22 protein-coding genes and 1 pseudogene are annotated in these 26,783 nt (G+C 73.6%); 15 read left to right on the top strand and 8 right to left on the bottom strand.

Annotated elements, in window-relative coordinates:
- Positions 1-22 precede the first annotated feature (22 nt).
- Together ACL02O_RS02995 and ACL02O_RS02990 are read left to right on the top strand one after the other, a co-directional pair.
- Positions 23-673, top strand: coding sequence for a trimeric intracellular cation channel family protein (locus tag ACL02O_RS02995; protein WP_412816364.1), 651 nt, complete (start codon positions 23-25; stop codon positions 671-673).
- Between the two features lie 179 nt (positions 674-852).
- Positions 853-2,586, top strand: coding sequence for a DEAD/DEAH box helicase (locus tag ACL02O_RS02990; protein ID WP_412816363.1), 1,734 nt, complete (start codon positions 853-855; stop codon positions 2,584-2,586).
- A gap of 132 nt (positions 2,587-2,718) precedes the next feature.
- On the opposite strand, the gene ACL02O_RS02985 is transcribed toward ACL02O_RS02990, so the two are convergent.
- Positions 2,719-2,952, bottom strand: coding sequence for a DUF7455 domain-containing protein (locus ACL02O_RS02985; RefSeq protein ID WP_412816362.1), 234 nt, complete (start codon positions 2,950-2,952; stop codon positions 2,719-2,721).
- A gap of 247 nt (positions 2,953-3,199) precedes the next feature.
- A complete protein-coding gene (locus tag ACL02O_RS02980; protein WP_412816361.1) occupies positions 3,200-4,810 on the bottom strand; it encodes an RNA polymerase sigma factor in 1,611 nt (536 codons plus the stop codon).
- A gap of 288 nt (positions 4,811-5,098) precedes the next feature.
- Here ACL02O_RS02980 and ACL02O_RS02975 point away from each other — a divergent pair, with 288 nt between their 5' ends.
- A complete protein-coding gene (locus ACL02O_RS02975) occupies positions 5,099-5,920 on the top strand; it encodes an inositol monophosphatase family protein (RefSeq protein ID WP_412816360.1) in 822 nt (273 codons plus the stop codon).
- A 186-nt stretch (positions 5,921-6,106) separates the two neighbouring features.
- Here the strand turns inward: ACL02O_RS02975 and ACL02O_RS02970 are convergent, their stop codons facing one another.
- Entirely contained in the window at positions 6,107-6,622 is a 516-nt protein-coding gene (locus tag ACL02O_RS02970) for a LytR C-terminal domain-containing protein (RefSeq protein WP_412816409.1), read from the bottom strand.
- A gap of 423 nt (positions 6,623-7,045) precedes the next feature.
- Between ACL02O_RS02970 and ACL02O_RS02965 the strand changes: the two genes are divergently transcribed.
- Together ACL02O_RS02965 and ACL02O_RS02960 are read left to right on the top strand one after the other, a co-directional pair.
- Positions 7,046-7,342 (top strand): DUF4193 domain-containing protein, encoded by a 297-nt coding sequence (locus ACL02O_RS02965; RefSeq protein ID WP_046565779.1) that lies wholly within the window; start codon positions 7,046-7,048, stop codon positions 7,340-7,342.
- A 134-nt stretch (positions 7,343-7,476) separates the two neighbouring features.
- Positions 7,477-8,343 (top strand): hypothetical protein, encoded by an 867-nt coding sequence (locus ACL02O_RS02960; RefSeq protein WP_412816359.1) that lies wholly within the window; start codon positions 7,477-7,479, stop codon positions 8,341-8,343.
- A 130-nt stretch (positions 8,344-8,473) separates the two neighbouring features.
- Here ACL02O_RS02960 and ACL02O_RS02955 read toward each other — a convergent pair whose 3' ends face one another.
- The gene (locus ACL02O_RS02955; RefSeq protein WP_412816358.1) at positions 8,474-8,974 is read right to left on the bottom strand and encodes a DUF3093 domain-containing protein; all 501 of its coding nucleotides are present in this window, start codon (positions 8,972-8,974) and stop codon (positions 8,474-8,476) included.
- An 86-nt stretch (positions 8,975-9,060) separates the two neighbouring features.
- Between ACL02O_RS02955 and dut the strand changes: the two genes are divergently transcribed.
- The 4 genes from dut to ACL02O_RS02935 all read left to right on the top strand — a co-directional run bounded on the left by dut (position 9,061) and on the right by ACL02O_RS02935 (position 11,508).
- Positions 9,061-9,558, top strand: a complete 498-nt coding sequence (dut, locus tag ACL02O_RS02950; protein ID WP_412816357.1) for a dUTP diphosphatase — start codon at positions 9,061-9,063, stop codon at positions 9,556-9,558.
- Between the two features lie 25 nt (positions 9,559-9,583).
- Positions 9,584-10,249 carry a DUF3710 domain-containing protein gene (locus ACL02O_RS02945; protein ID WP_412816356.1) on the top strand — a complete coding sequence of 222 codons (666 nt, stop codon included), beginning with the start codon at positions 9,584-9,586 and terminating at the stop codon, positions 10,247-10,249.
- A gap of 204 nt (positions 10,250-10,453) precedes the next feature.
- Entirely contained in the window at positions 10,454-10,834 is a 381-nt protein-coding gene (locus ACL02O_RS02940; RefSeq protein WP_412816355.1) for an OB-fold nucleic acid binding domain-containing protein, read from the top strand.
- A complete protein-coding gene (locus ACL02O_RS02935) occupies positions 10,831-11,508 on the top strand; it encodes a DUF3159 domain-containing protein (protein ID WP_412816354.1) in 678 nt (225 codons plus the stop codon). Before ACL02O_RS02940 ends, ACL02O_RS02935 begins: the two co-directional genes overlap by 4 nt.
- Before the next feature lie 46 nt (positions 11,509-11,554).
- On the opposite strand, the gene ACL02O_RS02930 is transcribed toward ACL02O_RS02935, so the two are convergent.
- Together ACL02O_RS02930 and ACL02O_RS02925 are read right to left on the bottom strand one after the other, a co-directional pair.
- On the bottom strand, positions 11,555-12,244 hold the full coding sequence (locus tag ACL02O_RS02930; RefSeq protein WP_412816353.1) for a potassium channel family protein: 690 nt from the start codon (positions 12,242-12,244) through the stop codon (positions 11,555-11,557).
- A gap of 3 nt (positions 12,245-12,247) precedes the next feature.
- Positions 12,248-12,913, bottom strand: a complete 666-nt coding sequence (locus tag ACL02O_RS02925) for a potassium channel family protein (protein ID WP_412816352.1) — start codon at positions 12,911-12,913, stop codon at positions 12,248-12,250.
- 158 nt (positions 12,914-13,071) lie between these two features.
- Here ACL02O_RS02925 and ACL02O_RS02920 point away from each other — a divergent pair, with 158 nt between their 5' ends.
- The 4 genes and pseudogenes from ACL02O_RS02920 to uppS all read left to right on the top strand — a co-directional run bounded on the left by ACL02O_RS02920 (position 13,072) and on the right by uppS (position 19,488).
- On the top strand, positions 13,072-15,141 hold the full coding sequence (locus ACL02O_RS02920) for an APC family permease (protein ID WP_412816351.1): 2,070 nt from the start codon (positions 13,072-13,074) through the stop codon (positions 15,139-15,141).
- Positions 15,138-16,379: a class I SAM-dependent RNA methyltransferase gene (locus ACL02O_RS02915; RefSeq protein WP_412816350.1), complete on the top strand. Its 1,242-nt coding sequence runs from the start codon at positions 15,138-15,140 to the stop codon at positions 16,377-16,379. The genes ACL02O_RS02920 and ACL02O_RS02915 overlap by 4 nt, the downstream gene beginning before the upstream one ends.
- A 305-nt stretch (positions 16,380-16,684) precedes the next feature.
- A pseudogene (dxs, locus tag ACL02O_RS02910) lies at positions 16,685-18,660 on the top strand (1-deoxy-D-xylulose-5-phosphate synthase); the annotation flags it as partial.
- Between the two features lie 45 nt (positions 18,661-18,705).
- Positions 18,706-19,488, top strand: a complete 783-nt coding sequence (uppS, locus tag ACL02O_RS02905; RefSeq protein ID WP_412816408.1) for a polyprenyl diphosphate synthase — start codon at positions 18,706-18,708, stop codon at positions 19,486-19,488.
- Between the two features lie 24 nt (positions 19,489-19,512).
- On the opposite strand, the gene ACL02O_RS02900 is transcribed toward uppS, so the two are convergent.
- The gene (locus ACL02O_RS02900; protein ID WP_412816349.1) at positions 19,513-20,706 is read right to left on the bottom strand and encodes a hypothetical protein; all 1,194 of its coding nucleotides are present in this window, start codon (positions 20,704-20,706) and stop codon (positions 19,513-19,515) included.
- A gap of 161 nt (positions 20,707-20,867) precedes the next feature.
- On the opposite strand from ACL02O_RS02900, the gene ACL02O_RS02895 reads away from it, so the two are divergent.
- Both ACL02O_RS02895 and ACL02O_RS02890 read left to right on the top strand, forming a co-directional pair.
- Positions 20,868-22,787: a hypothetical protein gene (locus tag ACL02O_RS02895; RefSeq protein WP_412816348.1), complete on the top strand. Its 1,920-nt coding sequence runs from the start codon at positions 20,868-20,870 to the stop codon at positions 22,785-22,787.
- Positions 22,745-24,562, top strand: a complete 1,818-nt coding sequence (locus tag ACL02O_RS02890) for a TgpA N-terminal domain-containing protein (protein WP_412816347.1) — start codon at positions 22,745-22,747, stop codon at positions 24,560-24,562. The genes ACL02O_RS02895 and ACL02O_RS02890 overlap by 43 nt, the downstream gene beginning before the upstream one ends.
- Positions 24,563-24,825: 263 nt before the next feature.
- On the opposite strand, the gene ACL02O_RS02885 is transcribed toward ACL02O_RS02890, so the two are convergent.
- Positions 24,826-26,700, bottom strand: a complete 1,875-nt coding sequence (locus tag ACL02O_RS02885; RefSeq protein WP_412816407.1) for a hypothetical protein — start codon at positions 26,698-26,700, stop codon at positions 24,826-24,828.
- Between the last annotated feature and the right edge of the window lie 83 nt (positions 26,701-26,783).

Raw genomic sequence — 26,783 nt, 5'->3', positions numbered from 1 at the left:
CCCGCCCGCGTAGCCTGCGGCGGTGACCACCTCCACCGCCCTGCTGCTCGCCGACCTCACCGGCGTAGCGGTCTTCGCCGCCTCCGGCGCCTCCGCCGCGGTGGCGAAACGGCTCGACCTGTTCGGCGTGGTCTTCGTCGGCGTGGTCGCCGCCCTCGGCGGCGGCATCTTCCGGGATCTGGTCATCGACGAGGTCCCCCCGCTGGCCTTCGCCGACTGGCGGTACGCGGTGACCGCAGCGGTCACCGCAGCCGCCGTCTTCCGGCTGCACCCCCAACTCGCCCGGCTGCGCACCACCGTGCTGGTGCTCGACGCGGCCGGCCTCGGGCTGTTCACCGTCACCGGCACCCTCAAGGCGCTCGACGCGCACGTACCGGCGGTCGGCGCCTGCATGATCGGCACGCTCACCGCGATCGGCGGCGGGCTGGGCCGGGACCTGCTCACCGGCGAGATCCCGGTGGTGCTGCGCCGGGAGATCTACGCCGTCGCCGCGCTCGCCGGGTCGATCGTGGTGGCCCTGCTGGTGGCGTACGGGCAGGTCAAGGCGGTGCCGCTGATCGCCGCCGCCATCTTCGTCTTCGTGCTGCGCCTGGTGGCGCTGCGCCGGCGCTGGTCCGCGCCGGTGGCCACGCTGCGCCCGCCGCGCACCGGCACCCGCGGGCCGCAGGGCTGACCGCCGCGCCGGCGGCCGGCCGGATGTGACCAGCGTGGCGTCGAGTGGGGCGAAGCGCCCCCGCTGGTTATGCTGAATCGGCCTTCGCAGCACCGGATGCGCGAGGGCCTTTTCATGGGCGGCGGTACCCGTGGCCCTCGGCCGTGGCCCGCCGTCGTGCGGTCGGAGAGGAGCTGCGCGTGCCACCGCGGTTGCCGGCGCTCGAGACGTTCCCGCCCCTGCGTGCCTGGCAACGCAGGGCGATGGTGGAGTACCTGCGCCGTCGTACCGAGGACTTCACCGCGGTCGCCACGCCCGGCGCCGGCAAGACCACCTTCGCCCTCCGGATCGCCGCCGAGTTGCTGAACGACGGCACCGTCGAGGCGGTCACCGTGGTCGCCCCGACCGAGCACCTGAAGACCCAGTGGGCGGTCGCCGCCGCCCGGGTCGGCATCCAGCTCGACGCCGCGTTCCGCAACGCCGACCTGCACTCCGCCGCGGACTTCCACGGCGCCGTCGTCACGTACGCCCAGGTCGGCATGGCGCCGCAGGTCCACCGGCGGCGCACCATGACCCGGCGGACGCTGATCATCCTCGACGAGATCCACCACGCCGGTGACTCGCGTACCTGGGGTGACGGGGTGAAAGCGGCCTTCGAGCCCGCGGTGCGCCGGCTGATGCTCACCGGTACGCCGTTCCGCTCCGACGACAACCCGATCCCGTTCGTCAGCTACGAGCGCGGCGGGGACGGGCTGCTGCGCTCCCGCGCCGACTCCGTCTACGGCTACGCTGACGCGCTGCGCGACGGCGTGGTCCGGCCGGTGCTGTTCCTGGCGTACTCCGGGGAGACCCGGTGGCGCACCAACGCGGGGGAGGAGCTGGCGGCGCGGCTCGGCGAGCCGATGACCCAGGATCTGATCGCGCAGGCCTGGCGTACCGCGCTGGACCCGGCCGGCGACTGGATGCCGCAGGTGCTGCGGGCCGCCGACGCCCGGCTGACCGTGCTGCGCGCCAACGGCATGCCCGATGCCGGCGGCCTGGTGATCGCCAGCGACCAGCAGGTCGCCCGTTCGTACGCGAAGCTGCTCGAGCAGGTGACCGGCGAGAAGGCCGCCGTGGTGCTCTCCGACGACCAGGGCGCCTCCGCGCGGATCGCGACGTTCGCGGCGTCGGAGCAGCGCTGGCTGGTCGCGGTCCGGATGGTGTCCGAGGGCGTCGACATCCCCCGCCTGGCGGTCGGCGTCTACGCGACCAGCGCCAGCACGCCGCTCTACTTCGCCCAGGCGATCGGCCGGTTCGTCCGGGCCCGCCGGTCCGGGGAGACCGCCTCGGTCTTCCTGCCCAGCGTGCCGCACCTGCTCGGGCTGGCCAGCGAGATGGAGGCCGAGCGGGACCACGTGCTCGGCAAGGCGAAGGAGTCCGACGGCTTCGACGACGACCTGCTGGAGCGCGCCCAGCGCGACGATGCGGCCAGCGGCGAGTTGGAGAAGCGGTTCGCCGCGCTCTCCGCGACCGCCGAGCTGGACCAGGTGATCTTCGACGGCGCGTCCTTCGGCACGGCCGCCCAGGCCGGCACCCCGGAGGAGGAGGAATACCTCGGCCTCCCCGGGCTGCTCACCGCCGATCAGGTCTCCATGCTGCTCACCAAACGGCAGGCCGACCAGCTCGCCGCCCAGCGCCGCAAGGCCGCCCAGCGGACCGCTGAGCCGGCCGCTGCGGCCCCGGCGCCGGTGGCCCCGCCGATGAGTGCCGCCCAGCGCCGGGTGGCCCTCCGGCGGCAGCTGAACGCTCTGGTGGCCGCCCGGCACCACCGCACCGGCCAACCGCACGGCAAGATCCACGCCGAGCTGCGCCGGCTCTGCGGCGGCCCGCCGAGCGCCCAGGCGACGATCGAGCAGCTCGAAGAGCGCATCGCCACCGTCCAGACCCTCTGACGCGATCACCTCGTCCGGGTGAACCGGCGGCGATCCCCGGGACGGCCGCCGGCTTCGGGTTCGACGCAGAAACGCCGACCGGAGGCGACCCGTCTGGGTGCCTCCGGTCGGCTATGTCGTCGGACTGCTGATTCAGTTCGCCATCAGATCGGTGCCACGCCAGCTGAACTCCGGGTCCGTCGCGTACCGCACGGTGATCTTCACGAGATCCTCCGCGTACTTGTTCGCGTGGTGCCCACAGAACACCAGCTCGCTCCCACCCGCCAGAGTGATCCGGAGCTTGCCGGCAGCATTGCAGCGGTCGCACCGTTCATCGGCGGCCGGGGGGCTCACCGTCTCGGGCGGCGGCGTGAGGGTCGGGGTCATCGCCTTCCTCCTCTGGTCGTCACCGATGAACACTCTCTTCGGTCGTTGCTCACCTATCGTGCAACACCCTTCTCGGGCCCTGCCTTCCCTGTGTGCCCGCGGGGGACCGAGGTCACACCTGGCGTGGAGGACAGTGTGCCGTGCACCAAGGGTGCCACGTCAACGATCACGAACAGGCAACCGACCGATCACTAATGAGTGTTGTACGGCTGGTGATCAAACCGACACGACTGGTTGACGTGCGCGGTCAGTCCAGGTAGTCGCGGAGCACCTGGGAACGCGAGGGGTGCCGCAACTTGGACATGGTCTTCGACTCGATCTGACGGATGCGCTCCCGGGTGACGCCGTACACCTGGCCGATCTCGTCCAGAGTGCGCGGCTGGCCGTCGGTGAGGCCGAAGCGCAGGCGTACCACGCCCGCCTCGCGCTCGGAGAGCGTCTGCAGCACTTGCTGGAGCTGGTCCTGCAGCAGCGAGAACGAGACCGCGTCGACCGCGACCACGGCCTCCGAGTCCTCGATGAAGTCGCCGAGCTGGCTGTCACCCTCGTCGCCGATGGTCTGGTCGAGCGAGATGGGCTCCCGAGCGTACTGCTGGATCTCCAGCACCTTCTCCGGTGTGATGTCCATCTCCTTGGCCAGCTCCTCCGGGGTGGGCTCGCGGCCCAGGTCCTGGAGCAGCTCGCGCTGGATCCGGCCGAGCTTGTTGATCACCTCGACCATGTGCACCGGGATGCGGATGGTGCGGGCCTGGTCGGCCATGGCGCGGGTGATGGCCTGGCGGATCCACCAGGTGGCGTAGGTGGAGAACTTGTAGCCCTTGGTGTAGTCGAACTTCTCGACCGCGCGGATCAGGCCGAGGTTGCCCTCCTGGATCAGGTCGAGGAAGGCCATGCCACGACCGGTGTAGCGCTTGGCCAGCGAGACGACCAGCCGGAGGTTCGCCTCCAGCAGGTGGTTCTTGGCCCGCTCACCGTCCCGGGAGATCCAGAGCAGGTCCCGCTGCATGTCCCGGGTGAGCTTCTCCTCACCCTCGTCGGCGGCGCGCAGCCGCTCGGCGGCGTAGAGGCCGGCCTCGATCCGCTTGGCGAGCTCGACCTCCTGCTCGGCGTTGAGCAGCGGCACCTTGCCGATCTGCTTCAGGTACGCCCGGACGGAGTCGGCGGAGGCGGTCAGCTCGGCGTCACGACGCGCCTGCTTGAGCGCCTCGGACTCCTCGTCGTCCCACTCGAAGTCGTTGTCGCTCGCGGAGTTGGCGGCGTCGGTCTCGGCGGCCCGGGTGAGCTCGGCCGGCTCCTCGACCACCACGTCCTCGATCTCGGCGGCCAGCTCCTCCGGGTCGACGTCCCCCTCGGCGCCCTCGCCCTTGGCGCCCTTCGCCGGCTTCGCCGCGGCGGTCTTGGCCGCCACCGTCGCCTTGGTGGCCCGGGTCGCCTTGGTGGCCTTCGCCGGGGCGGCGGCCTTGGCGGCCACCTCGGCGGTGGTGTCGGTGGCCTTGCGGGCGGTCGCCTTCCGCGGGGCGGGGGTCGCCGGGGCCTCCTCGGCGGCCGGCGCCTGCTTCGGGGCCGGCGCGGCGGCCTTCTTGGTGGTCTTGGCGGTGGTGGCCCGGGAGGCGGGCGTGGCGGACCGGGCGGCGGCGACGCGGCGGCGGGTGCTGGCGGAGCCGTCGACCACGACCGTCACTCCCGCCTCGGAGAGCGCCCGCAGGATCTTCTTGGCCTGGGCCGGGGTCACCTCAGCGGATTCGACGGTGCGCGCGAGCTGGGCCGACGTGAGCTGGCCGCCGGCGCTCTGCGCGTGGGCGATCAGGGTGTCGGTGAGCGAGCGAACGTCGGCGCCGGTCTGGCGGGGTTCTGTCACGAATGACCTTCCGGAGGCGAAGAGCGAGCACGGCCGGGTTCGTCCGGCGCAGCGGCGGAGCGCGGTGCCGGACGATGTCGTTGAGGGACCCCCGTGTCCCGGGCCGGCCGGTCGCTGGCGGTCCGTGGCGCGTGGGCAGGGTGAATTGTAACGCCGTCTACGGCGATCATCCCGCGCCGCACGCCGTACCGACGGTGTGGACCGCCGATTCGGCGCAGATGTGGACTTTGTAAGGATGATACCCACGTACGAGCCGGCCGGCCCCGGTCGTGCGGGAAGGGGACGAACATGATCGGCTCGGCGCCCACGCCGCGGGAACTGCTCAAGATCGCCGTCGAGGTGGCCCGGGACGGGGCCGCCACCGCCCACCGGATGCGGGCCGAGGGGGTGTCGGTCGCCGCGACCAAGAGCACCGTCACCGACGTGGTCACCGCCGCCGACCGGGCGGTGGAGCGGCAGGTGCTCGACGCCCTGCGGACGCTCCGCCCCGGCGACGCGGTGCTGGGCGAGGAGTACGGCGCCGGCTCCACCGGCACGGCCGGGGAGGGCGGCGTGCGCTGGATCGTCGACCCGATCGACGGCACCGTCAACTACCTCTACGGGCTGCCGTACTGCGCGGTCTCCCTCGCCGCCGAGGTCGACGGCGAGGTGGTGGCCGGGGTGGTGCGCAACATCGCCACCGGCGAGGAGTGGACCGCCACCGCGGGCGGCGGCGCCTGGCGGGACGGGGAGCGGCTGCGCTGCTCCACCGAGACCGACCTGGGACAGGCGCTGGTCGCCACCGGCTTCGGCTACGACGCCGGCCGCCGGGCGCACCAGGCCCGGGTGGTCGCCGAGCTGATCCCGCACGTCCGGGACATCCGCCGGATGGGCGCCGCCGCACTGGACCTCTGCCTGACCGCCGAGGGACGGGTGGACGCCTACTACGAGAAGGGGCTGGCCGCCTGGGACCTCGCCGCGGGCGGACTGGTCGCCCGCGAGGCGGGGCTGCTGGTGACCGGGCTGTCCGGGCGGCCGGCCGGTCCGGACCTGGTGATCGCCGCCCCGCCGGCGCTCTTCGAGCCGCTGCACACCCGGCTCGCCGCCCTCGACGCCTCCGGCGGCCCCTGACCCGTCCCCGCCCCGCCGCGCCGCGTGTCGGCCTTTCCGGGCCGTGGCCCGGGTCCGGCCCGGGCGAGCCCGGCCCCGGAAAGACGCCGAATCTCCCGGAAAGGATGGCCTACCGGGTCGGGGCGGCCACTCTTTCCGGGAGATTCGTGTGGATCAGGTCGGCCGTCCGGCCGACCGTGATCGGAGTTACTTGTCGATCGGGGCGGGACAGGTGCCGGTCGGGGCGACCGGCGAACCGAGGTCACCGAGGGACTGATTGACCTCGGTGGTGGTGGCCAGTTGCTGGAAGCTGTTGCCCAGAATCACGTCGACCGTGTCGTCCTTGCGCTTCGGGTCGAACTGCGGATCGGCGTTGTCGAGGAAATAGGCCCGCAGCAGGTGCGCGGAGCCGACACCCTTCGGACCGAATCGCAGCACGGCCACGTCGTCCACGGCCTTGGGAGCGTTGCCTTCCTTCTTGACCTGGAACTTCCGGTTGCGGAAGTCGTCCGCGACGCTGCCGGCCAGGCCCGGCTCGTCGGTGCCGTTGTAAACGTTGATCTTGACGTCCTTGGGCTCACGCAGGGTGACGTCGGCGAGCGGCCAGTCCTTGGGGCAGCCCGCGGCGATGCCCGCGTTGCTCTGGGTGTCGCGCACCAGTGCGATGACCACGAAGACCAGGGCGAGAACCGCCAACAGGCCGACGACAACGAGTGCCCGCACTCGCGCAAAACTCATCTGGGCGCTCCCCGGACAGTGATTGGGTGGCGGCGGCCGCCAACGGTCGGGCCGTCGAGTACGTCGCTGAGGTTAACGGTTGTCCGGCCGTGGCGTGGAAACAGTCCGACATGCCGGCGCGCCACCGGTGGAACGGGTACTACTACCCCTATCTTCGTGTCGCCTGAGTCACATCGGGAACAACTTCGGGCGCAGGGGCGTACATCTCTGCCGCGAGGGCGGTATACATGCCTCGCCCAAAGGGGGGGTAAGGTTCCGCGCTCGCTGGGGGAGTTCCTCTGGCGACCCGGCCCACCGGTCGTCGGGGTCGGGTGACCGACAGATTTGGTGGCCGGCCAGTGGAACCGAAACAGCGTCGCCCGGCGTTACAACCGGAAGCGACCATATCGATATGGGAGAGTGAAACCGATGGCCACCGACTACGACGCCCCGCGTCGCGACGAGGTCGACCTCGGCGAGGACAGCCTGGAAGAGCTGAAGGCACGGCGGGTCGACTCACAGTCGGGCGCCGTGGACGTCGACGAGGCCGAGGTGGCGGAGAGCTTCGAGCTGCCCGGTGCCGACCTGGCCGACGAGGAGCTCACGGTCAAGGTGCTACCGATGCAGCAGGACGAGTTCCGGTGCGGCCGCTGCTTCCTGGTTCACCACCGCAGCCAACTCGCGGTCGAGCGGAACGGCGAACTGATCTGCCGAGAGTGCGTCTGACTTCGACGCGTGTCACCGGCGGCGGCCTCCTCGACGGGGCCGCCGCTGTTCGAGCCGCCGTGCGCCGGTGGCGGGAAGCTGCTTGACTCGTACGGGCGGCTGCCACGCCGCGCGGACCAGGGGAGGGCGGACAGGTGACCGAGCGCAGCGAGCGAACCGGTGGACCGGACGCCGACGGGACCGGCGTCGAGGGCACCACCGGGCACGGTGACGTCGAGCGACTCGGCCCGTGCGGGCCCGACGGTGCCGACGCCGACCAGCTCGGCGCGACCGTCGCCGCGCTCACCGCCGACGACATCGCGCCCGCCCGTCGCCGGCAACTCCTCGCCCGGCTGGTCGGTCAGGCGCGCGCCCGTGGCCTCACCGACCTGTTCAAGCCCAAGGCGGCCGTCCGCTGGATGGCGGACACCGTCGCCGAGGTCGCCCCGCACGTACCGATCCGTGACCTGGCCACGCTCCGCCGGCACTTCCCCGACCTGAACGACGACGAGTTGGCCGAGCGGCTGATCCGCAACGCGGCCCGGGCCACCGCCGGGGTCGGCGCGGCCGGCGGCGGGGTCGCCGCGGTGGAGTGGGCGGTCACCCCGACGCTGCTCTCCGCGCCCGTGCTGCTGGCCGCCGAGACGGTGGCGGTGGTCGCCATCGAGCTGAAGCTGATCGGTGAGCTGCACGAGATCCACCGGGCTCCGCTGCCCACCGGCGGCACGCAGCGCGCGGTCGCGCTGGTGCAGTCCTGGGCCGGCCAGCGGGGGATCAACCCGATGCTGCCGGGGGTCGGGGTGAGCGCGGTGCTGGGCACCGCGGCCCGCCGCGAGCTGCGGGACAGCCTGCTGCGCCGGTTCGGCCGGAACCTGACCACGCTGGGACCGTTCCTGACCGGCGCCGCCGTCGCCGGCTACCTCAACCGGCGGGCCACCCGGACCCTGGCCGACCAGCTCCGCAAGGACCTGCGCCGCCGGAGCCGGGAACTGCCGGGCGGCTCCCGTCCCACCCTGCCCTGACCCGCCGGCTAGGACCCGACTCACGCCTACGGGTGGGGCCTGATTCACGGAAACAGTGGCCATCCCGGGGCGGATGGCCACTGTTTTCGTGAATCAGCGCGCTGGAGCGTGGCGTGCGGTGTCAGCCGGGTCAGGCGCGGTCGCGGGCGGCGAGGACCGCGGTTGCCAGCTCGACCGGGTGCCGGGTGCTGACCACCCAGAACGGGGTCGGGTCGGCCGGGTCGTCCAGGACCACCTGCACCGCGGCGCCGACCCACGGCCGCTGCACCACGAAGGCGAGCGGGTCGGCCCCGACGCCCAGCACCTCACGCCGACCGGCCGCGTCCAGCGGGACCACGTCGGCGACGTACCGCACCGGGAGGCGGGCGTCGTCAACCCGCAGCTCGTCGGTGTTGACCGCGATCCGGATCCGGCCCAGCCAGGCCAGCGCCGCCACGGTCGCCGGGATCAGCACCGCGAAGGGCAGCCAGGCGCGGACGCCGGTCGCGCCCAGCCACAACTCGGCGGCGAGCAGCCCGGCCAGCGCCAGGCCGACCGGCCAGGCCCACCAGGGCAGGGTGAGCCGCTCCGAGTACCCCCGGGCAGGGGCAACCGGGGACACCGGGGCGGACGGGGACGACGACGGGCGCACAGTCCGAGGGTACGGCGCACGGCCGGCCCGCCAACCGGCAGGATGGCAGGGTCACCCCCGCAAGGACCGGACGGAAGAGGAAGACCGTGACAGACCTCGTACCCGTGCCCGTACGGCAGCTCGACCCCGAGCTGCCGCTGCCGGCGTACGCCCACCCCGGCGACGCCGGCGCGGACCTGGTGGCCGCCACGGACGTGGAGCTGCCGCCCGGCGGGCGGGCCCTGGTGCCGACGGGCGTGGCCATCGCGCTGCCCGAGGGGTACGTCGGCCTGGTACATCCCCGATCGGGGCTGGCGGCCAGGCTCGGCGTGACGGTGCTCAACGCGCCCGGTACGGTCGACGCCGGCTACCGGGGTGAGATCCTGGTCAACCTGATCAACCATGATCGGGAGGCACCGGCGAAGATCAGCCGGGGCGACCGGATCGCGCAGCTCGTCGTTCAGCGGGTCGCGCGGGCCGATTTCCGGCCGGTGGCGGAGCTGCCCGCGTCCCGACGCGGGACCGGCGGGCACGGGTCCACCGGCGGGCACGCCGGGCTGGTCCCGGCGCCGGCGGGCGGGCAGACGGAAGAGGTGGCAGGGTGAGTGCGAACAGCGGAGGGTGGGCGCAGTGATCTTCTCCCGTAAGCGGGCCGAGGGCGCGCGGCACGCGCGTGACGAGCGGGCCGCCGGGGTTCTCGACTCCCCGGAGGTCGAGGAGACCCCGCAGGCGCCGTCGCGGGGCCCGTACGACGTCTCCGAGGCGCCCGACGTGCCCCGGCTCGACCTGGGCAGCCTCCAGATCCCGGCGGTGCCCGACGTCGAGGTGCGGGTGCAGGCCGACCCGCAGGGCGTGATCCAGCAGGTCGTGCTGGTGCACGGACAGAACGCCCTCCAGCTCGGCGTGTTCGCCGCCCCCCGCTCCGAGGGCATCTGGGACGAGGTCCGTGAGGAGATCCGGCAGTCCCTGTACAACGACGGCGCCGCCGCCCAGGAGATCGACGGGGAGTACGGCACCGAGCTGCGGGCCCGGGTGCGCACCCCGGACGGCCTGACCGACCTGCGCTTCGTCGGCATCGACGGGCCGCGCTGGATGGTCCGCGGCGTCTACCAGGGCCAGGCGGCCACCGACCCGGCCGTGGCCGGCCCGCTGACGGCCTGCCTCGACGGCCTGGTGGTGGACCGGGGCCACGAGGCCAAGCCGGTCCGTGAGCCGCTGCCGCTGCGGCTGCCCCGCGAGGTCGCGGAGCAGCAGGCGGCCGAGCAGCAGGGCGGGCCGGAGCAGCGCGAGGCCTGACGCGTACCGGGCGGGCCCGGCATCCGTCGGCTCCGGCCGACGGCACCGGGCCCGTCGGGTGTCCACCCGCCGCGGCTGCCGCGACGGACGCCGGCTCCGCGGACGGGCCGTCTCGGCGTACGCTGGCGGGACGGTCCCGGCGTCTGCCGGGCGGAGCCAGTGCCGGCGCGGACCGGCCCGGTGGAGAAGGGTGACGCGGAGGTCATGACGACCGACGAGAGCCGGGTGTCGTTCCGGCGGCTCCTGCATCGGCTGACCGCGAGCGAGTCCGAGATCGAGGCGCAGGAGCTGCGCCGGGAGAGCGCCGAGTCCGGCTGCATGCCGGCCCACCAGTGCAGCCGGGGCCAGGTCGTCTCGGTCGCCGGGCGGCTCCGCACGGTGGTGTACACGCCCCGGACGAACCTGCCCACCCTGGAAGCCGACCTCTACGACGGCAACGACGTGGTCACCCTGGTCTGGTTGGGCCGACGGCACATCGCCGGGATCGAGCCCGGCCGGCACCTGACCGCCCGCGGCCGGGTGGCCGTACGGGACGAACGCAAGGTGATCTACAACCCGTACTACGAGCTGGAGTCGCCGAAGTGACGACCGGACAGCACACCGAGCCGGAGACCGGGCCGGAGGACGAGCGGCTGCCCAGCCTCGCCGAGCAGATGGCCGACCAGCTCGGTGGCTGGCGGGGCCTGGTCGAGTCGAGCATCCCGGTGGTGGTCTTCGTGATCGCCAACATGCTGGGCGAGCTGCGCCCCGCGGTGATCGCCTCGGTGGCCGTGGCGGTGCTGATCGCCGGTCTGCGGCTGGCCCAGCGCCGACCGGTGCGGCACGCCGTCAACGGCCTGGTCGGCATCGGCATCGGCGCGGCCATCGCCTGGCGTACCGGCGACGAGCGGGACTTCTACCTGCCCGGCATCCTCTACGGCATCGGCTACGGGCTGGCCCTGCTGGTCTCGGCGGCGCTCCGGCAGCCCCTGGTGGGCTGGATCTGGTCGGTGCTGGTGGCCAAGGGCCGCTCCGAGTGGCGGGACGACCCCCGCCTGGTCCGCACCTTCACCCAGCTCACCGTGCTCTGGGGCGTGGTGTGGCTGGCCAAGGTGGGCGTGCAGGCCGGGCTCTACCTGGCCCACCAGGACACCGCGCTGGGCGTGGCCCGGCTCGCCCTGGGCTACCCGCCGTACGCGCTGCTGCTGCTGATCACGGTCTGGGCGGTGCGCCGGGTGACCCGAGAGGGCGCGTCGACGACGCCGCTGCCCGGCGCCTGAGGCCCGCCGACCGCACCCCGGTGCCGGCCGGCGGGACCGCAGCCGGTCAGGCCCGCTCGCGGGTGCGCTCGACGCTGTCCGGGCCGAGGATCACCCGACGGACCTCGTCCTCCACCGCTGCCGTGCACACGAAGATCAGCTCGTCCCCGGCCTCGATCGGGTCGTCCGGGCTGGGCACCAGCACGCGCTTGCCACGCAGGATCGCCACCAGGGCGGCGTCCCGGGGGATCGGCACCGCGTGGATCGGCTGGCCGACGTAGGGGGCGCTGGGCGGCAGGGTGATCTCGACCAGGTTCGCCTCGCCCTGCCGGAACGTCATCAGCCGGACCAGGTCGCCGACCGTGACCGCCTCCTCGACCAGCGCGGCCATCACCCGCGGCTTGCTCACCGCGACGTCGACGCCCCACTGCTCGGTGAAGAGCCACTCGTTCTCCGCCCGGTTGACCCGGGCGACCACGCGGGGCACCGCGAACTCGGTCTTGGCCAGCAGCGACACCACCAGGTTGACCTTGTCGTCGCCGGTGGCGGCGACCACCACGTCGCAGCCGGAGAGGTTCGCCTCCTCCAGGCTGGCCAGCTCGCACGCGTCGGCGAGCACCCACTCGGCGGCCGGCACCCGGTCGGGCCGCAGCATCTTGGGCTGCCGCTCGATCAGCATCACCTGGTGACCGTTGTCGATCAGCTCCTGGGCGATCGACCGGCCCACGTTGCCGGCGCCCGCGATGGCGATGCGCATCGCTCAGTGCCCTCCTTCCGGCGGCGCCGCCGCCACCGAGGTGACCGACCCGATGATGTCGTCGGTCACCAGCATGAAGACCTGGTCGCCCTCCTGCACCACGGTGGAGGCGGTGGGCAGTGTGCCGATTCCGAACCGGATGAGGTACGCGACCCGCGCGCCCGCGGAATCCTCCAGCTGGCTCAGCGGCCGGCCGATCCAGTCCCTGTGCACCGGCACCTCGATGATCGACACGGTGCTGGTCGAGTCCCGGAAGATCTCCACGTTCCCCTCGGGGACCAGGTGGCGCAGCATCCGGTCGGCGGTCCACCGGACGGTGGCCACGGTGGGGATGCCGAGGCGCTCGTAGACCTGCGCCCGGCGCTGGTCGTAGATCCGGGCGGCCACCCGGGAGACGCCGAAGGTCTCCCGCGCCAGCCGGGCCGAGATGATGTTGGAGTTGTCGCCGCTGGAGACCGCCGCGAAGGCGTCCGCGCGCTCGATGCCGGCCTGGCGCAGCACATCGCCGTCGAAACCGGCGCCGGTGACGGTGATGCCGGCGAAGTCGGGTCCGAGACGGCGGAACGCGTCCGCGTCCTGGTCGATCACCGCCACCGAGTGTCCCCGGGACTCCAGGCTGTGCGCCAGGGTCGACCCGACCCGGCCGCAGCCCATGATCACGACATGCACGGTGTCCGCTCCTCCCACGGTGCCGCCCGCTGGCCCGTCGTCTGCGAGCCTGCCACGTCCCCGCCGCCGGCGGGGGACCGACCGTACCGCGCGGGCGCACGCGAGGGTGATCAGGCACCCCCACCGTCCGGAGCGGGGTGGTCGTACTCTTGGCGGTTGTGGCCAGACCCACCTCGCTGCTGAAGCGACTCCTCGTCGGTCGACCGTTCCGGTCCGACCGCCTCCAGCACACGCTCCTGCCGAAGCGCATCGCGCTGCCGGTCTTCGCCTCCGACGCCCTCTCCAGCGTCGCGTACGCCCCGGACGAGATCCTGCTGACGCTCTCCATCGCGGGCGCCTCGGCGTACCTCTTCTCGCCGTGGATCGCGCTCGCGGTCGTCGTGGTGATGCTCACGGTGGTGGCGAGCTACCGGCAGAACGTGCACGCCTACCCCTCCGGTGGCGGTGACTACGAGGTGGCCACGGTCAACCTCGGGCCGCGGGCCGGGCTCGCGGTGGCCAGCGCGCTGCTGGTCGACTACGTGCTCACCGTCGCGGTCTCGGTCTCCTCGGGCGTGGCGAACCTCGGCTCGGTGGTCCCGTTCGTGGACACCCACAAGGTGTTGATCGCGGTCAGCGCGGTGGCGGTGCTCACCGCGATGAACCTGCGTGGCCTGCGTGAGTCCGGCACCGCCTTCGCCATCCCCACCTACGGCTTCGTGATCGTCATCGGCGGCATGCTGATCACCGGGCTGATCCGGGTCTTCGTGCTCGGCGACGACCTGCAGGCCCCGAGCGCCGGGCTGGAGATCCACGCCGAGCACAGCGTCGCCGGCTTCGCGCTGGTCTTCCTGCTGCTGCGCACCTTCTCGTCCGGCTGCGCCGCGCTCACCGGTGTGGAGGCGATCTCCAACGGCGTGCCGGCGTTCAAGACGCCGAAGTCGAAGAACGCGGCGACCACCCTGCTGCTGCTCGGCACCATCGCGGTGAGCATGCTGGTGGGCATCATCTGGCTGTCCCGGCTGACCGGGTTGCAGTTCGTCGAGGACCCGTCGCAGATCGTCTCGGGCCCGGACGGCTACGTGCAGAAGACCGTCACCGCGCAGCTCGCCGCGACGGTCTTCGGCAACGGCTCGGTGCTGCTCTACGTGGTGGCCGCCGCCACCGCGCTGATCCTGTTCCTGGCCGCGAACACCGCCTTCAACGGTTTCCCGGTGCTCGGCTCGATCCTCGCCCAGGACCGCTACCTGCCCCGGCAGCTGCACACCCGCGGCGACCGGCTGGCGTTCTCCAACGGCATCGTCTTCCTCGCCGTCTTCGCGGTGGTGCTGATCGTCGGCTTCCAGGCCGAGGTGACCCGGCTCATCCAGCTCTACATCGTCGGCGTGTTCGTCTCGTTCACCCTGTCCCAGGCCGGCATGATCCGGCACTGGAACCGGCACCTGCGCACCGAGCGGGACCCGGAGGCACGGCGGCGGATGATCCGCTCCCGGGCGATCAACACCTTCGGCATGGCCATGACCGGCGTCGTGCTGATCATCGTGCTGGTCACCAAGTTCCTGCTCGGCGCCTGGATCGCGATCGCCGCGATGGCCGTGATCTACGTGCTGATGCTGGCCATCCGCCGGCACTACGACCGGGTCGCCGCCGAGCTGGAGCTGACCGAGCAGCGGGCCGTGCTGCCCGCCCGCAACCACGCCATCGTGCTGGTCAGCAAGCTGCACCAGCCGACCCTGCGGGCCATCGCGTACGCCCGGGCCACCCGGCCGGACACGCTGACCGCGGTGACCGTGAACGTCGACGAGAAGGACACCCGGGACCTGCAGGCGGACTGGGAGCGGCGCGAGCTGCCGGTGCCGCTCACCGTGGTCGACTCGCCGTACCGGGAGATCACCCGGCCGATCCTCAACTTCGTCGCCTCGGTCCGCCGGGAGTCCCCCCGCGACGTGGTCACCGTCTTCATCCCGGAGTACGTGGTGGGCCGCTGGTGGGAGAACCTGCTGCACAACCAGAGCGCGCTGCGGCTCAAGGGGCGGCTGCTCTTCGAGCCGGGCGTGATGGTGACCAGCGTCCCCTGGCAGCTCGCCTCGACCGCCAGCAAGAACCTGGACCGGCTGGACGCCACCCTGACCCGGGGGCCGGCGCGCGGACCCCGGGTGGCCCCGCGCAGCACCCTGCCGCCGACCGTGCCGCCGGTGGTCTCCGCCCCACCCGGGGAGAGCGGCTCGACCGCCGCGGACCGCCCGTGACCGCGCCCACCGACGCCCGACGCGGGCTGGAGGAGGCCGAGCGGGTGGAGCTGACCGTGGACGCGGTCGCCCCCGGCGGGCACTGCGTGGCCCGGGTGAACGGCCAGGTCGTCTTCGTCCGGCACGCGCTGCCCGGTGAGCGGGTGGTCGCCGAGGTGACCGAGCTGCACCGGGGCTTCGCCCGGGCCGACGCGGTGGAGATCCGCACCGCCTCCCCGGACCGGGTCGAGCCGCCCTGCCCGTACGCGAAGCCGGGCCGCTGCGGCGGGTGCGACCTCCAGCACGTCGCCCCCGAGGCGCAGCTGCGCTGGAAGGCCGCCGTGGTGCGCGAGCAGCTCACCCGCCTCGGCGGCCTCACCGACGACCGGGTCGACGCGCTCGGCGTCCGGGTCGAGGCGCTGCCCGGCGGGCCGCTGGGCTGGCGTTCCCGGGTCCGCTACGCGGTCGACGGCGCCGGCCGGGCCGGGCTGCTCAAGCACCGCTCGCACGAGGTGGTGCCGGTCGACCGCTGCCTGATCGCGCACCCGGCCATCCAGGGGCTGCCGGTGCTCGCCGCCAGCGGGGCCCGTTGGCCGGACGCCGACGCGGTCGAGACGGTCGCCTCCACCGGCGGCGACGTCAGCGTCACCGCGTACGCCGGCGGGCTGCCCACCCCGGTGCGCGGGCCGGAGCAGGTCCGCGAGGTGGCCGCCGGCCGGGACTGGACGCTGCCCGCGTCCGGCTTCTGGCAGGTGCACCCGGCCGCGGCGGACACCCTGGTCGGCGCGGTGCTGGACCTGCTCGACCCGCGTCCCGGCGAGACCGCCTGGGACCTGTACGGCGGTGCGGGACTGTTCGCCGCGGCGCTCGCCGGCCGGGTCGGCGACGCCCGGGTCACCCTGGTCGAGTCGGCCGAGCAGGGCGTGCACGCGGCCCGGGTCAACCTGGCCGACCTGCCCCGGGTGGAGGTGGTCGCGGCCCGGGTGGAGACCGCGCTGGCCCGCCGCCGGGTCACCGGCCCGGTCGACCTGGTGGTGCTCGACCCGCCCCGCTCCGGTGCGGGCGCGCCGGTGGTCCGCAACATCGTCGCCGCCGGCCCGCGCGCGGTGGCGTACGTGGCCTGCGACCCGGCCGCGTTCGCCCGGGACGTGCGCACCTTCACCGGGCTCGGTTGGCGGCTGGCCGCGCTGCGCGGCTTCGACCTGTTCCCGATGACCCAGCACGTCGAGCTGGTCGGCCTGTTCCTGCCGCCCGCCTGAGCCGGCCGTCTCCGGACGCCCGCGCGGGTGTGCTCCCCACGTCCCTCCGGGGTGGTCGCGGCCGGTGGCGGGGTGCGCAATCCCACACTCCGGTCCCGGCTGGCCGCGCCGGGCAGCGGTGCCGGCGGCTGCGCACCACCGACGAGCCGGGGTGCCGGCGCAGGCCAAGGAGGCGTCCCGCCCACCCCGCCGCCTGGTCGTGGCCGGCTGAGTGGGCAGACAGCGTGAAGCGGGCGGCTCCCTCCCTGCCCGCGGTGATCCCGGCCGGGCTGCGCCTTTCCGGGTGGCCGATAGACTCTTCCGTCATGAGTGTTGAAGAGGGCACGGCCAACCACGGTCGGCTGCTGGGCACCGTCCGCGGTCCGCAGGACGTCAAGCGGATGACCGCCGAGCAGCTGGACATCCTCGCCGCCGAGATCCGTGACTTCCTGATCGCCAAGGTCTCCCGCACCGGCGGGCACATCGGCCCCAACCTGGGCGTCGTCGAGCTGACCCTGGCCATGCACCGGGTCTTCGACTCGCCGCGCGACCGGCTCCTGTTCGACACCGGCCACCAGGCCTACGTGCACAAGATCCTCACCGGCCGGCAGGAGGGCTTCGACAAGCTCCGCCAGCGCGGTGGCCTCTCCGGCTACCCCAACCAGGCGGAGAGCGAGCACGACCTGATCGAGAACTCGCACGCCTCCACCGCCCTGTCCTACGCCGACGGCCTGGCCAAGGCGTACGCGCTGCGCGGCGAGAAGCGCGCCGTGGTGGCCGTGGTCGGCGACGGCGCGCTGACCGGCGGCATGTGCTGGGAGGCGCTGAACAACATCGCCACCGCCGGCAACCCGCTGGTGATCGTGGTCAACGACAACGGCCGGTCCTATTCGCCGACCATCGGCGGCCTCGCCGACCACCTCTCCTCGCTGCGGCTCAACCCGGGCTACGAGAAGGTGCTCGACACCGTCAAGGACGCGCTCGGCAACACCCCGTTCGTCGGCAAGCCGATGTACGAGGTGCTGCACGCGGTCAAGAAGGGCATCAAGGACGCGGTCGCCCCGCAGGCCATGTTCGAGGACCTCGGCATCAAGTACGTCGGCCCGGTCGACGGCCACGACGTGCCCGCGGTCGAGTCGGCGCTGCGCGCCGCGAAGAACTTCGGCGGCCCGGTGATCGTGCACGCGGTCACCCGCAAGGGCTACGGCTACCGCCCGGCCGAGGAGGACGAGGCGGACTGCCTGCACGGCCCGGGGGGCGCCTTCGACGTCGAGACCGGCCAGCTGGTCGCCGCGCCGTCGGTGAAGTGGACCCACGTCTTCGCCGACGAGCTGGTCAAGATCGCCGATGAGCGGCCCGACGTGGTCGGCATCACCGCCGCGATGGCCGAGCCCACCGGCATCGCCACCCTGGCCCGCAAGTACCCCGAGCGGGTGTACGACGTGGGCATCGCCGAGCAGCACGCCGCCACCTCGGCGGCCGGCCTGGCGATGGGCGGCCTGCACCCGGTGGTCGCCGTCTACGCCACCTTCCTCAACCGGGCGTTCGACCAGGTCCTGCTGGACGTGGCGATGCACAAGCTGCCGGTCACCTTCGTGCTGGACCGGGCCGGCATCACCGGCCCGGACGGGCCGAGCCACTACGGCATCTGGGACATGTCCGTCTTCGGCGTGGTGCCCGGCCTGCGGATCGCCGCGCCCCGCGACGCCGGCAGCCTCCGCGAGGAGCTGCGCGAGGCGGTCGCCGTGGACGACGGCCCGACCATCCTCCGCTTCCCGACCGGCACCGTGGCCGCCGACCTGCCGGCCGTGCGCCGGATCGGCCCGGTGGACGTGCTGGCCGAGTCGGCGCGGACCGACGTGCTGCTGGTCGCGGTCGGCTCCTTCGCCGGCCTCGGCATGGAGGTCGCCGCCCGGGTCGCCGAGCAGGGCTACGGCGTCACCGTGGTCGACCCCCGCTGGGTCCGCCCGGTCCCGGCCGAGCTGGTCGAGCTGGCCGCCGAGCACCGGCTCGTGGTCACCGTCGAGGACGGCGTCCGGGTCGGCGGCGTCGGCGACGCGCTCGGCCAGGCCATGCGGGACGCCGACGTCCGGGTGCCGCTGAAGGACCTGGGCGTGCCGGCCGACTGGCACCCGCACGGCACCCGCGCCCAGATCCTGACCGACCTGGGCCTGACCGCGCAGGGCGTGGCCCGCGACGTCACCGGCTGGATCTCCGGCCTGGACGCCCAGCCCGTCGACCCCGCCGCCAGTGAGGCCGCGGCCAAGAACTGACCACACCCACCGGAGCGGGCGGCCCGCGTCAGCGGAGCCGCCCGCGTGCTCCGTCCGTGGTTTCATCTGGAGTCATGATCGAGCCCATTCGTCGCACGGCCTACCGGCTGTACGCCCGTCGCCTGCACGCCCAACTGGCCGACCTCCCGCGGCCGCGACACGTCGCCATAGCCATGGACGGAAACCGCCGGTGGGCCCGGCAGATGGGCTTCGACGACCCCGGAGTGGGTCACCGGTACGGGGCGCAGCACATCCACGAAGTGCTGAGCTGGTGTGCCGAGCTCGGCATTCGCCACGTCACGCTGTACGTCGCCTCGGTCGACAACGTGCGCAAGCGGGCCTCCGCCGAGGTGGAGCACCTGATGCGGATGATCGAGGAGGTTGTCGCGGCGCCACTCCTGGACCCGCGCAACCCGTGGCGGCTTCACCTGGCCGGCCGCATGGACGTCCTGCCCGACTCGACCCGCCACACGCTGAAGCTCGCCGAGGACGCCACTGGTGAGCGCGGCGAGGGCTTCCACCTCACGGTTGCGGTCGGCTACGACGGCCGCGAGGAGGTCGTCAACGCCGTGCGTACGCTGCTGGCGCGGGCGGCAGAAGCCGGCACGACCCCTGATGACGTGGCACGGAGCCTGACAGCCGAGGAGATCGCGGAGCACCTGTACACCGGCGGGCGGCCCGACCCCGACCTCGTCATCCGTACCAGCGGGGAACGCCGGATGTCCGGGTTCCTGCTCTGGCAGGCCGCCTACTCCGAGCTGTACTTCTGCGATGTGTACTGGCCCGGCTTCCGAAAGATCGATTTCCTGCGCGCGCTGCGCTCCTACGCGGCGCGCAGCCGCCGCTTCGGAGCATGACGGTCGTACCCGAAGTGGGTCGGCTCAGCGGCCGCCCACCGACCGGTACCAGGTCTTCTCCGTACCCGCCAGGCTGAACGTCTGCCTGCGGTCCGGCTGCGCCAGCACGACGAGGCCCGGCCGGTCGACCAGCCGGGTCGTCCCCGGTGGCGCGGCGAACGAGGCGTCCCGGCTGGTCCGCCAGCTCAGCACGGCGAGAGGCTGGCCCGGCATCGGCAGGTAGTACGCCTGGAGGGTGGTGGACCGGTCGGCGGGGGAGAGCACCGGCCGCCCACCGTCGGCCGGCCGGTAGACCACCGCGGTCATCGTGCCGGTGGCGCTCTCCCAGCTCAGCTGCTCCAGGTCGCCTGGTTCGCCGCCGCCCACCGCCAGCTCGCCGAGCGACCGGACGGCGATCTTCGCCATCGGCCAGGACTCCGGCGCCGAGCGGGGCGCGCGCCGGTCGCCGATGCGGCGCGGCACGCTGCCGAACGGCCCGCGGGTGTCGGCGAGGAGGCAGGTGTCCAGCCCGCTCAGGGCCCGCCGGCCGGACCCCGTCTCGTCGCGGACCAGGGGATAGCGGGGGGCGGCGGTGGCCGTACCCAGATCGAGGAGGCGGTCGGCGGCGCGGCCGCGCGGCAGCGACCGGGTGGCGCGCAGCGTGGCGGTCAGCTCCACCGCCTGGCAGGCCGGCACGGCGACCGGCTCGCTGAGCCCGTCGGTGGTGGGCAGCGTGCGGCCGTCCGGGCCGAGCAGCCGCTGGACCCGGGCCGAGGTGAGGTAGCGGCGACCCTCCGCCGTCCGGACCGGCAGCACGTCGGCGTAGACCAGGTAGCCGGGGTCGGTGTACTCGGTGGCGTGGTCGACCCGCCAGCGGTCGCCGTCGCGGCCGAGTTGCAGCAGCCAGGAGGCGCTCTCGCCGGGCACGTCGGCGGCGACGAGGGCCAGCGGCGTGCCGGCGACCGTGCCGGAGAAGAGGATGCCGGAGGACGGCAGGTGGACCCGGTCGTCGACCGGCGAGCGCCAGCTCCGCACGGCCGTGGTGATCGCGGCGGTGGTCGTGGCCTCCTCGGCCAGGCTGCCGCGCCCCGGCCAGACGGTGAGCGGCCCGTCCAGGCTGTCGTAGCCGACCCGCAGGTCCGCCGGCTGCCGCCCGGCGACAGGTCCGCAGCCGGTCGCGGCCAGCAGCAGCGCCAGCAGCGCGGTGGCCGTCGTGCCGCGGCGGCGGACTGAAGCCACCTGAACGCCCCCGATCCCGTCGCCGGTCGTTTACGCGAAGCCACATGGTACGAGACGCCTAGCGGTCCGTCCGCAACCGCCTCACCCTTCCGGAAGCGACCACAGAGGACGGCGGTGTGCTTTTCGTGGCCATTTTTCGGCTCCGGTAGACTCCGCCGACTGTGACGCCTGCCGAGCCCCGTGGCGACTCGCCGCCGGACGCCGACGCCCCGACGGGCTCCGCCTCCGTCACCACCGTCGCCCCGACCGCCCCCGAACCGCCGGCCCCCGAACCGCCGGCCGCCGGGCCGGTCGCCGCACCGGAGGCGGCCGGGGTCGCGTCGGCCGGCCGGCGGCGCCGGCGCTGGACGCTGCGCCGGATCGATCTCGCGGTGCACGGGGTCTTCCTGCTCGCCGCGCTCTGGGTGACCAGCGGGATCTGGGTCGACCCGGCCGGGCGGGTGGCCGCCCTCTACAGCAGCGACCCGGCGCAGGTGCAGTTCTTCCTCGCCCACTCGGTCCGCGTGGTGCTGCACGGGGAGTTCCCGTTCTACACCGACCAGTTCAACTACCCGGACGGGGTCAACCTGATGGCGAACACCGCCATCCTGGCCCTCGGCATCCCGATGGTCCCGGTCACCCTCCTGTTCGGACCGGCGGTCTCCTTCGTCACGCTGGTGACGCTCGGCCTGGCCGGCACGGCCGCCGCCTGGTACCGGTTGCTCTCCCGGCACGTGGTCCGGCTCCGGCTGGCCGCCGCGGTGGGCGCCTGGTTCTGCGGGTTCTCGCCGGCGATGCTCTCGCACGCCAGCTGGCATCCCAACATCATCTCCCAGTTCCTGCTGCCGTTCATCATCTGGCGGGTGCTGGTGCTGACCCGCTCCACCCGCCCGGTCCGCGACGGCGCGCTGCTCGCCCTGCTGGTCACCGTGCAGGCGTTCATCAACGAGGAGATCCTGCTCTTCACCGCGCTGGCCTGCGGCGTGTTCCTGCTCGCCGTCGTCGCCCAGCGGCGCGGGCTGTGGGCCACCGCCCGGCGTCCGCTCGGCGTCGGGCTGGCCGTCTGCGCGGTGCTCGCCGGTGCGCTGCTGGCGTACCCGCTCTACGTCCAGTTCGCCGGGCCGATGGCGTACCACGGCCTCAGCGACACGGTCCGCGACTACGGCAACGACATCGCCGCCTTCTTCGCCCCTGGCTCGACCACGCTGGGCGGCAACCAACGGGCCAACGTCAACCTCGCCCCGAACTACTCCGAGGAGAACGCCTTCTTCGGCTGGAGCCTGTCGCTGCTGAGCGTCGGGATCGTGGTCTGGCTGCGCCGGGAGGTGCTGGTCCGGGCGCTCGCCGTGACCGGGGGGTTCTTCGCTCTGCTCTCGCTCGGCGAGCGCGTCTCCTGGTGGGACCGGGACCTGTTCACCGGGCCGTGGGAGCTGCTGGTCCACCTGCCGCTGCTGGACGCCGTCGTGCCCACCCGGTTCGGCCTGATCACCACCGTGGTCATCGGGGTGCTGCTGGCGTTCGCCGTCGAGCGGGCCGCGGCGCTGCGGGTCCCCGACCGGCGGACGGTACGGATCCTGACCGTCGCCGGCCTGGTGCTCGCCCTGCTGCCGATCGCGCCGATGCCCTTGCAGGTCACCACCCGTCCCGGGGTCCCGAGGTTCATCACCGCGGACCGGTGGCGGCAGTACGTGGGGCCGGACCAGACCCTGGTGCCGGTGCCCGTGCCGAGCATGGGCAACACCGACCCGATGCGCTGGGCGGCCAGCACCGACCTGGCCTTCAAGATCCCTGGGGGTTACTTCCTGGCCCCGCGCAACGGGGTCACCGGCGACCCCGGCCGGTTCGGCGGGCGCCCCACCGGCATCGGTGACCTGCTGGAGGAGGTCGCCGCCACCGGGCGCGCGCCGAAGCTGAACGACCGGCAGCTGCGGCGCTTCCTCGACGAGCTGCGCCACTGGCGTGCCGCCATCGTCGTGCTGCCGCTGAACGAGCCGAACGCCGAGCCGCTGCGCCGGACCGTCGAGCAGTTGCTCGGTCCGGCTCGGCAGGAGCTGGACGTGTGGGTGTGGGACGTCCGGAAACTGACCAGCCAGTCGGCCTGACCCCGGCCCCGCAGGCGCCGCCCGGCCCCGTGCCGGCGGCCGGAGCCGTCGCGGCGCGGCGGGACCGCCGTCGGCCCCGCCCCGTGGACGCACTGGTCGTCGCCGGCTACCTCTGCCTGGCCGTGCTGCTCACCGTCGGCCAGTGGCGCCGCCCGGAACGGCTGTTCCACCAGGCCGGCGACCAGATCCTCTTCGAGTGGATGCTGGCCCACGCGGCCCGGGCGGTGAGCGGCGGGGAGCATCCGCTCTACAGCACCGCCCTGAACGCCCCCGACGGGGTGAACCTGATGGCCAACACCTCGGTGCTCGGGCTGGGCGTGCCGCTCGCCCCGGTCACCCTGCTCGGCGGCCCTCAGGTGGCCTTCCTCGTCGCCGTGGTGGCCTGTCTCGCCGGCACCGCCACCGCCTGGTACGCGCTGCTGGCCCGCCGCCTGGTCCGGTCCCGACCCGCCGCGGCGGTCGGCGGGTTGTTCTGCGGGTTCGCGCCGGGCATGGTGGCGCAGGCCGGGGCGCACCTGCACATGGCCGCGCAGTTCCTGGTGCCGGTGATCCTCGCCCTGGTGTTCCGGCCCCGCGCCGACCGGGTGCGCCGGGACGGGGTGCTGCTCGGGCTGGCCGTGGCGTACCAGGTCTTCCTCGGCGAGGAGGTGCTGGTCTTCCTCGTCCTCGCCGCCGGGCTGTTCGCCGGGGCGTACGCGTTGGTCGACCGGGCCGCCGCGCGCCGGCTGGCGCCCGTGGTGGCTCGCCGCCTCGGCATCGCGGCGCTGGTGGCCGGGGTGCTGCTGGCGTACCCGATCTGGTTCCAGTTCCACGGCCCGGGCCACTACCGCGGGATGCCCTTCTACGCGCGGGGTTACCGGCTCGACGCGGCCTCGTTCACCGCCGCCGCCCGGCAGAGCGTCGCCGGGGACGGCTACCGCGCCGGGCTGCTGTCGCCGAACCCGACCGAGCAGAACTCCTACTTCGGGCCGTTCCTGCCGCTGCTGGTGGTGCTGGTGGTGGTCCGGCTGTGGCGGCGGCCCCTGGTCCGGGCGCTGGCGGTCTGCGGGCTGCTCTTCGCCCTGCTCTCGCTCGGCACCACGATCGTGGTGAACCGGCACGAGACCGGGCTGCCCGGGCCGTACCGGCTGCTCGCCGGGGTGCCCCTGCTCGACCTGGTGGTGCCGGCCCGGTTCGCGCTGGTCTGCGTGCCGGTGCTGGGGGTGCTGCTGGCCCTCGCCCTGGACCGGGTCCACCTGCGGTCGGCCCGGACCTGGACGCCGTGGGCCGGCGCGGTCGCCGCCGCGCTGCTGCCGCTGGCCCCGACGCCGATCCGGACCGTGCCCGCCGCGCCGGTACCGGCCTTCGTCGCCGACGGCGAGTGGCGGGCGTACGTCCCGCCGGGGCGGACGCTGGTGCCGGTTCCCCCGGTGACCGGGGCCGCGGTCAGCCCGGGCACCCTCTGGTCGGCGCGTGCCGGGCTGGCCTTCACCGCACCGGGTGGCTACTTCATCGGCCCCCGGAGCGCGGACGACCCGGCCGCGCGTTGGGGTGCCCCGGACCGTCCCACCTCGGTGCTGCTGCGCCGGGCCGCCGAGACCGGCGAGGTGCCGCAGGTCGGCGCGGCGGAGCGCCGCCAGGCGGTCGAGGACCTGCGGCACTGGCGGGCGGCGGTGCTGGTGCAGGCCGGCTCGTCCCCCGGCGACCCGGTCCGCGCCACGGTGGACGCCCTCGTCGGCACCGGGCGGGACGTGGCCGGCGCGCACATCTGGGACGTCCGCCCCCTCCTCGGCTGAACCACGCCCGCCCTCGTCCGACAGGCTCGGACCGCCGGAGTGCGGTGCGGGCGAACGAGCCACGCTGGGAGTGCCGGCAGGCCCACCTCTTGTGGGACGCTACGAACTTGATGGCGTGGACGATTCAGGACCGGGTGGGTGGATGATCGGCGAGGACGGCCGGCGCGCAAGCTGAGGCTCGCGAGTCGTTCGCGTCATCAAGTTGGTAGGCGGAGTGACGCCATCCCGGCGTCCCAGCGCGTAGCCGGCAGCCGGCAGCCGGGTCAGACGCGGTCGCGGACGTCCCAGAGCCAGACGTCGTCGACCCGCTGCGGCGGGCCCAGCAGCGCGGTCATCAGCTCGCGCAGCACCCCCTCGCTCGGGTTCGCGCCGAGCACCACCACCGATGCCTTCCAGAAGCGCAGGTCCGCCAGGGCCTGGCGGCGGTTCTCGTCGGTGATCACCGGCACCCTGCCGGCGTCCATGGTGGAGTAGATCAGCGTGCTGGTCGGCCGGTTCGGCGCGCCGAAGACGCCCTCGCCCTTCTCGTTCGGGCCGATGAAGTAGCCGGCCGGGATGGGGAACTCCAGCCCGGTCAGTGCGCTCCAGCGCAGCGTGGGCAGGCCGTGCACGTTGCTCGGGATCGGCACCGGCACCAGGGTCCGGCCGTCCGGGACGTACGGCCGCCAGGTGCCGGCGGTGATGAAGTGCGGCGGCGGGTCGATCTGCTGGGCCGGCAGCGGGCGGGGGAGGAGCGGCAGCAGGGCGGCCACGATCGCCGCGTACCCGATGCCGCGCAGCCAGCGCCGACGCGGCCCGGCGGCGGGCGACGACGGCCTCGTGGCCCCGGTGGTCTCCCCGTCGGTGCGGGGCGCCGGCACCGGCGGCCGGCCGCCCCGGGCGAGGGCGTTCCAGGCCAACGCGAGCAGCACGCCCACCGCGCCGGCCACCACCAGGGTCAGCCGGGTCGGCATCATCATCTCGACCAGCGGCAGGTCGTCCGGCACGTACGCCCAGGGGCCGTCGGTCGTGGTCTCCACCCCGTCGAAGCGCACCTGGGGGCCGATCGCGGCGACGGTGAAGACCACCACCAGCACGGCGACGATCCGGGCGGCCAGCGAGCGGCGCACCAGCAGCGCCAGGCCGACCAGCGCGACCAGCACCAGCGGCCAGCCGAACCAGCTGTTCTGCTCGGTCAGCCCGATGGTCTTCTCCACCGCAACGTCGCCGGCGACGGTGTCCCGGGCGAAGGTGACGAACGCCATCAGGTCCTCGCCCCAGCTGTGGAAGATCCCGCCCTGCAGGCCCCGGTAGGACTGCGGCCCGTTGAACTGGTACCAGATCGGATACGCGGTCAGCAGCAGGGCGAGTCCGGCGCCGATCCCGCCGGCGGCGAGGAAGGTGCCCGCCCGACGCCCCGCCGCGCGCGGCCGCTGCGCCGCGTACGCGACCAGCACGACCAGGCAGGCCAACGCGGTGAGCAGCAGCATCTCCTCGTTGATGAAGATCTGGTACGCGACCAGCAGGCCCAGCGCGATCCCGTTGCGCAGCCGGCGGCCCGGTTCGCTGAGGCGCAGTACCCGCACCACGATCAGCGGGAGCAGGAAGTTGGAGACGAAGTTCGGCTGCCCGTTGGCGTGGTGCACGATGCCCGGGGCGAAGCCGAGGAAGGCGCCGCCGACGAAGGCCGCGCCGCGGGACCGGACCAGGTGGCGGGAGAGCATCCAGTACGACGTCGCCGCGGTGGCCGACAGCGCCGCGCCCAGGTAGAGCGCGTACATCACCTGGGGGCCGAGCAGCATGGTGAGCGGGGCCAGCGGCAGGGTCACCCCGAGCAGCGAGGTGTTCGCCATCATGTTCACCCCGTCCGGGGCGTTCTGCCGGGCGGTGAAGAGCGGGTTCTCCAGGTGGCGGACCGAGTAGGCGCCGTGCGCGAAGAGCCACTCGAACCAACTGTGGTCGGTCGGCAGGTGCGAGGAGACCCGGTGCTGCACGTCGCCCCAGTAGTTGAGGCAGACGACGAGACCGAGCACCGCATAGGCTGCGAGCGCCAGCACGTCGGCGCGGGCCGGCCGGCGGCGCGGTCGACGCGTCGGTTCCGCCACGACGGGCTCGACCGCGACGGGCGAGGAGTTCAGCGAGGGGTCTACCACCGGCACAGCCACGACGGGCCATCGTACAGGCGGCGCGGCGTCGACCCGGCCGGTCGGTGGCCCGCCGGGCGGCGGCACGGAGAGGGGGT

The sequence above is a fragment of the Micromonospora mangrovicola genome (genome assembly GCF_047200535.1).
Classification (GTDB): domain Bacteria; phylum Actinomycetota; class Actinomycetes; order Mycobacteriales; family Micromonosporaceae; genus Micromonospora.
The sequence above is the reverse complement of the archived record's forward strand: the minus strand, read 5'-3'. Positions and strand labels throughout refer to the sequence as shown.

Coding starts and splice junctions, on each gene's coding strand:
- ACL02O_RS02985 (WP_412816362.1), bottom strand. CDS start 2,952: ATGACCCCGACCCTCACGCCGCCGCCCGAGACGGTGAGCCCCCCGGCC.
- ACL02O_RS02965 (WP_046565779.1), top strand. CDS start 7,046: ATGGCCACCGACTACGACGCCCCGCGTCGCGACGAGGTCGACCTCGGC.
- ACL02O_RS02940 (WP_412816355.1), top strand. CDS start 10,454: ATGACGACCGACGAGAGCCGGGTGTCGTTCCGGCGGCTCCTGCATCGG.
- uppS (WP_412816408.1), top strand. CDS start 18,706: ATGATCGAGCCCATTCGTCGCACGGCCTACCGGCTGTACGCCCGTCGC.
- ACL02O_RS02930 (WP_412816353.1), bottom strand. CDS start 12,244: ATGCGCATCGCCATCGCGGGCGCCGGCAACGTGGGCCGGTCGATCGCC.
- ACL02O_RS02975 (WP_412816360.1), top strand. CDS start 5,099: ATGATCGGCTCGGCGCCCACGCCGCGGGAACTGCTCAAGATCGCCGTC.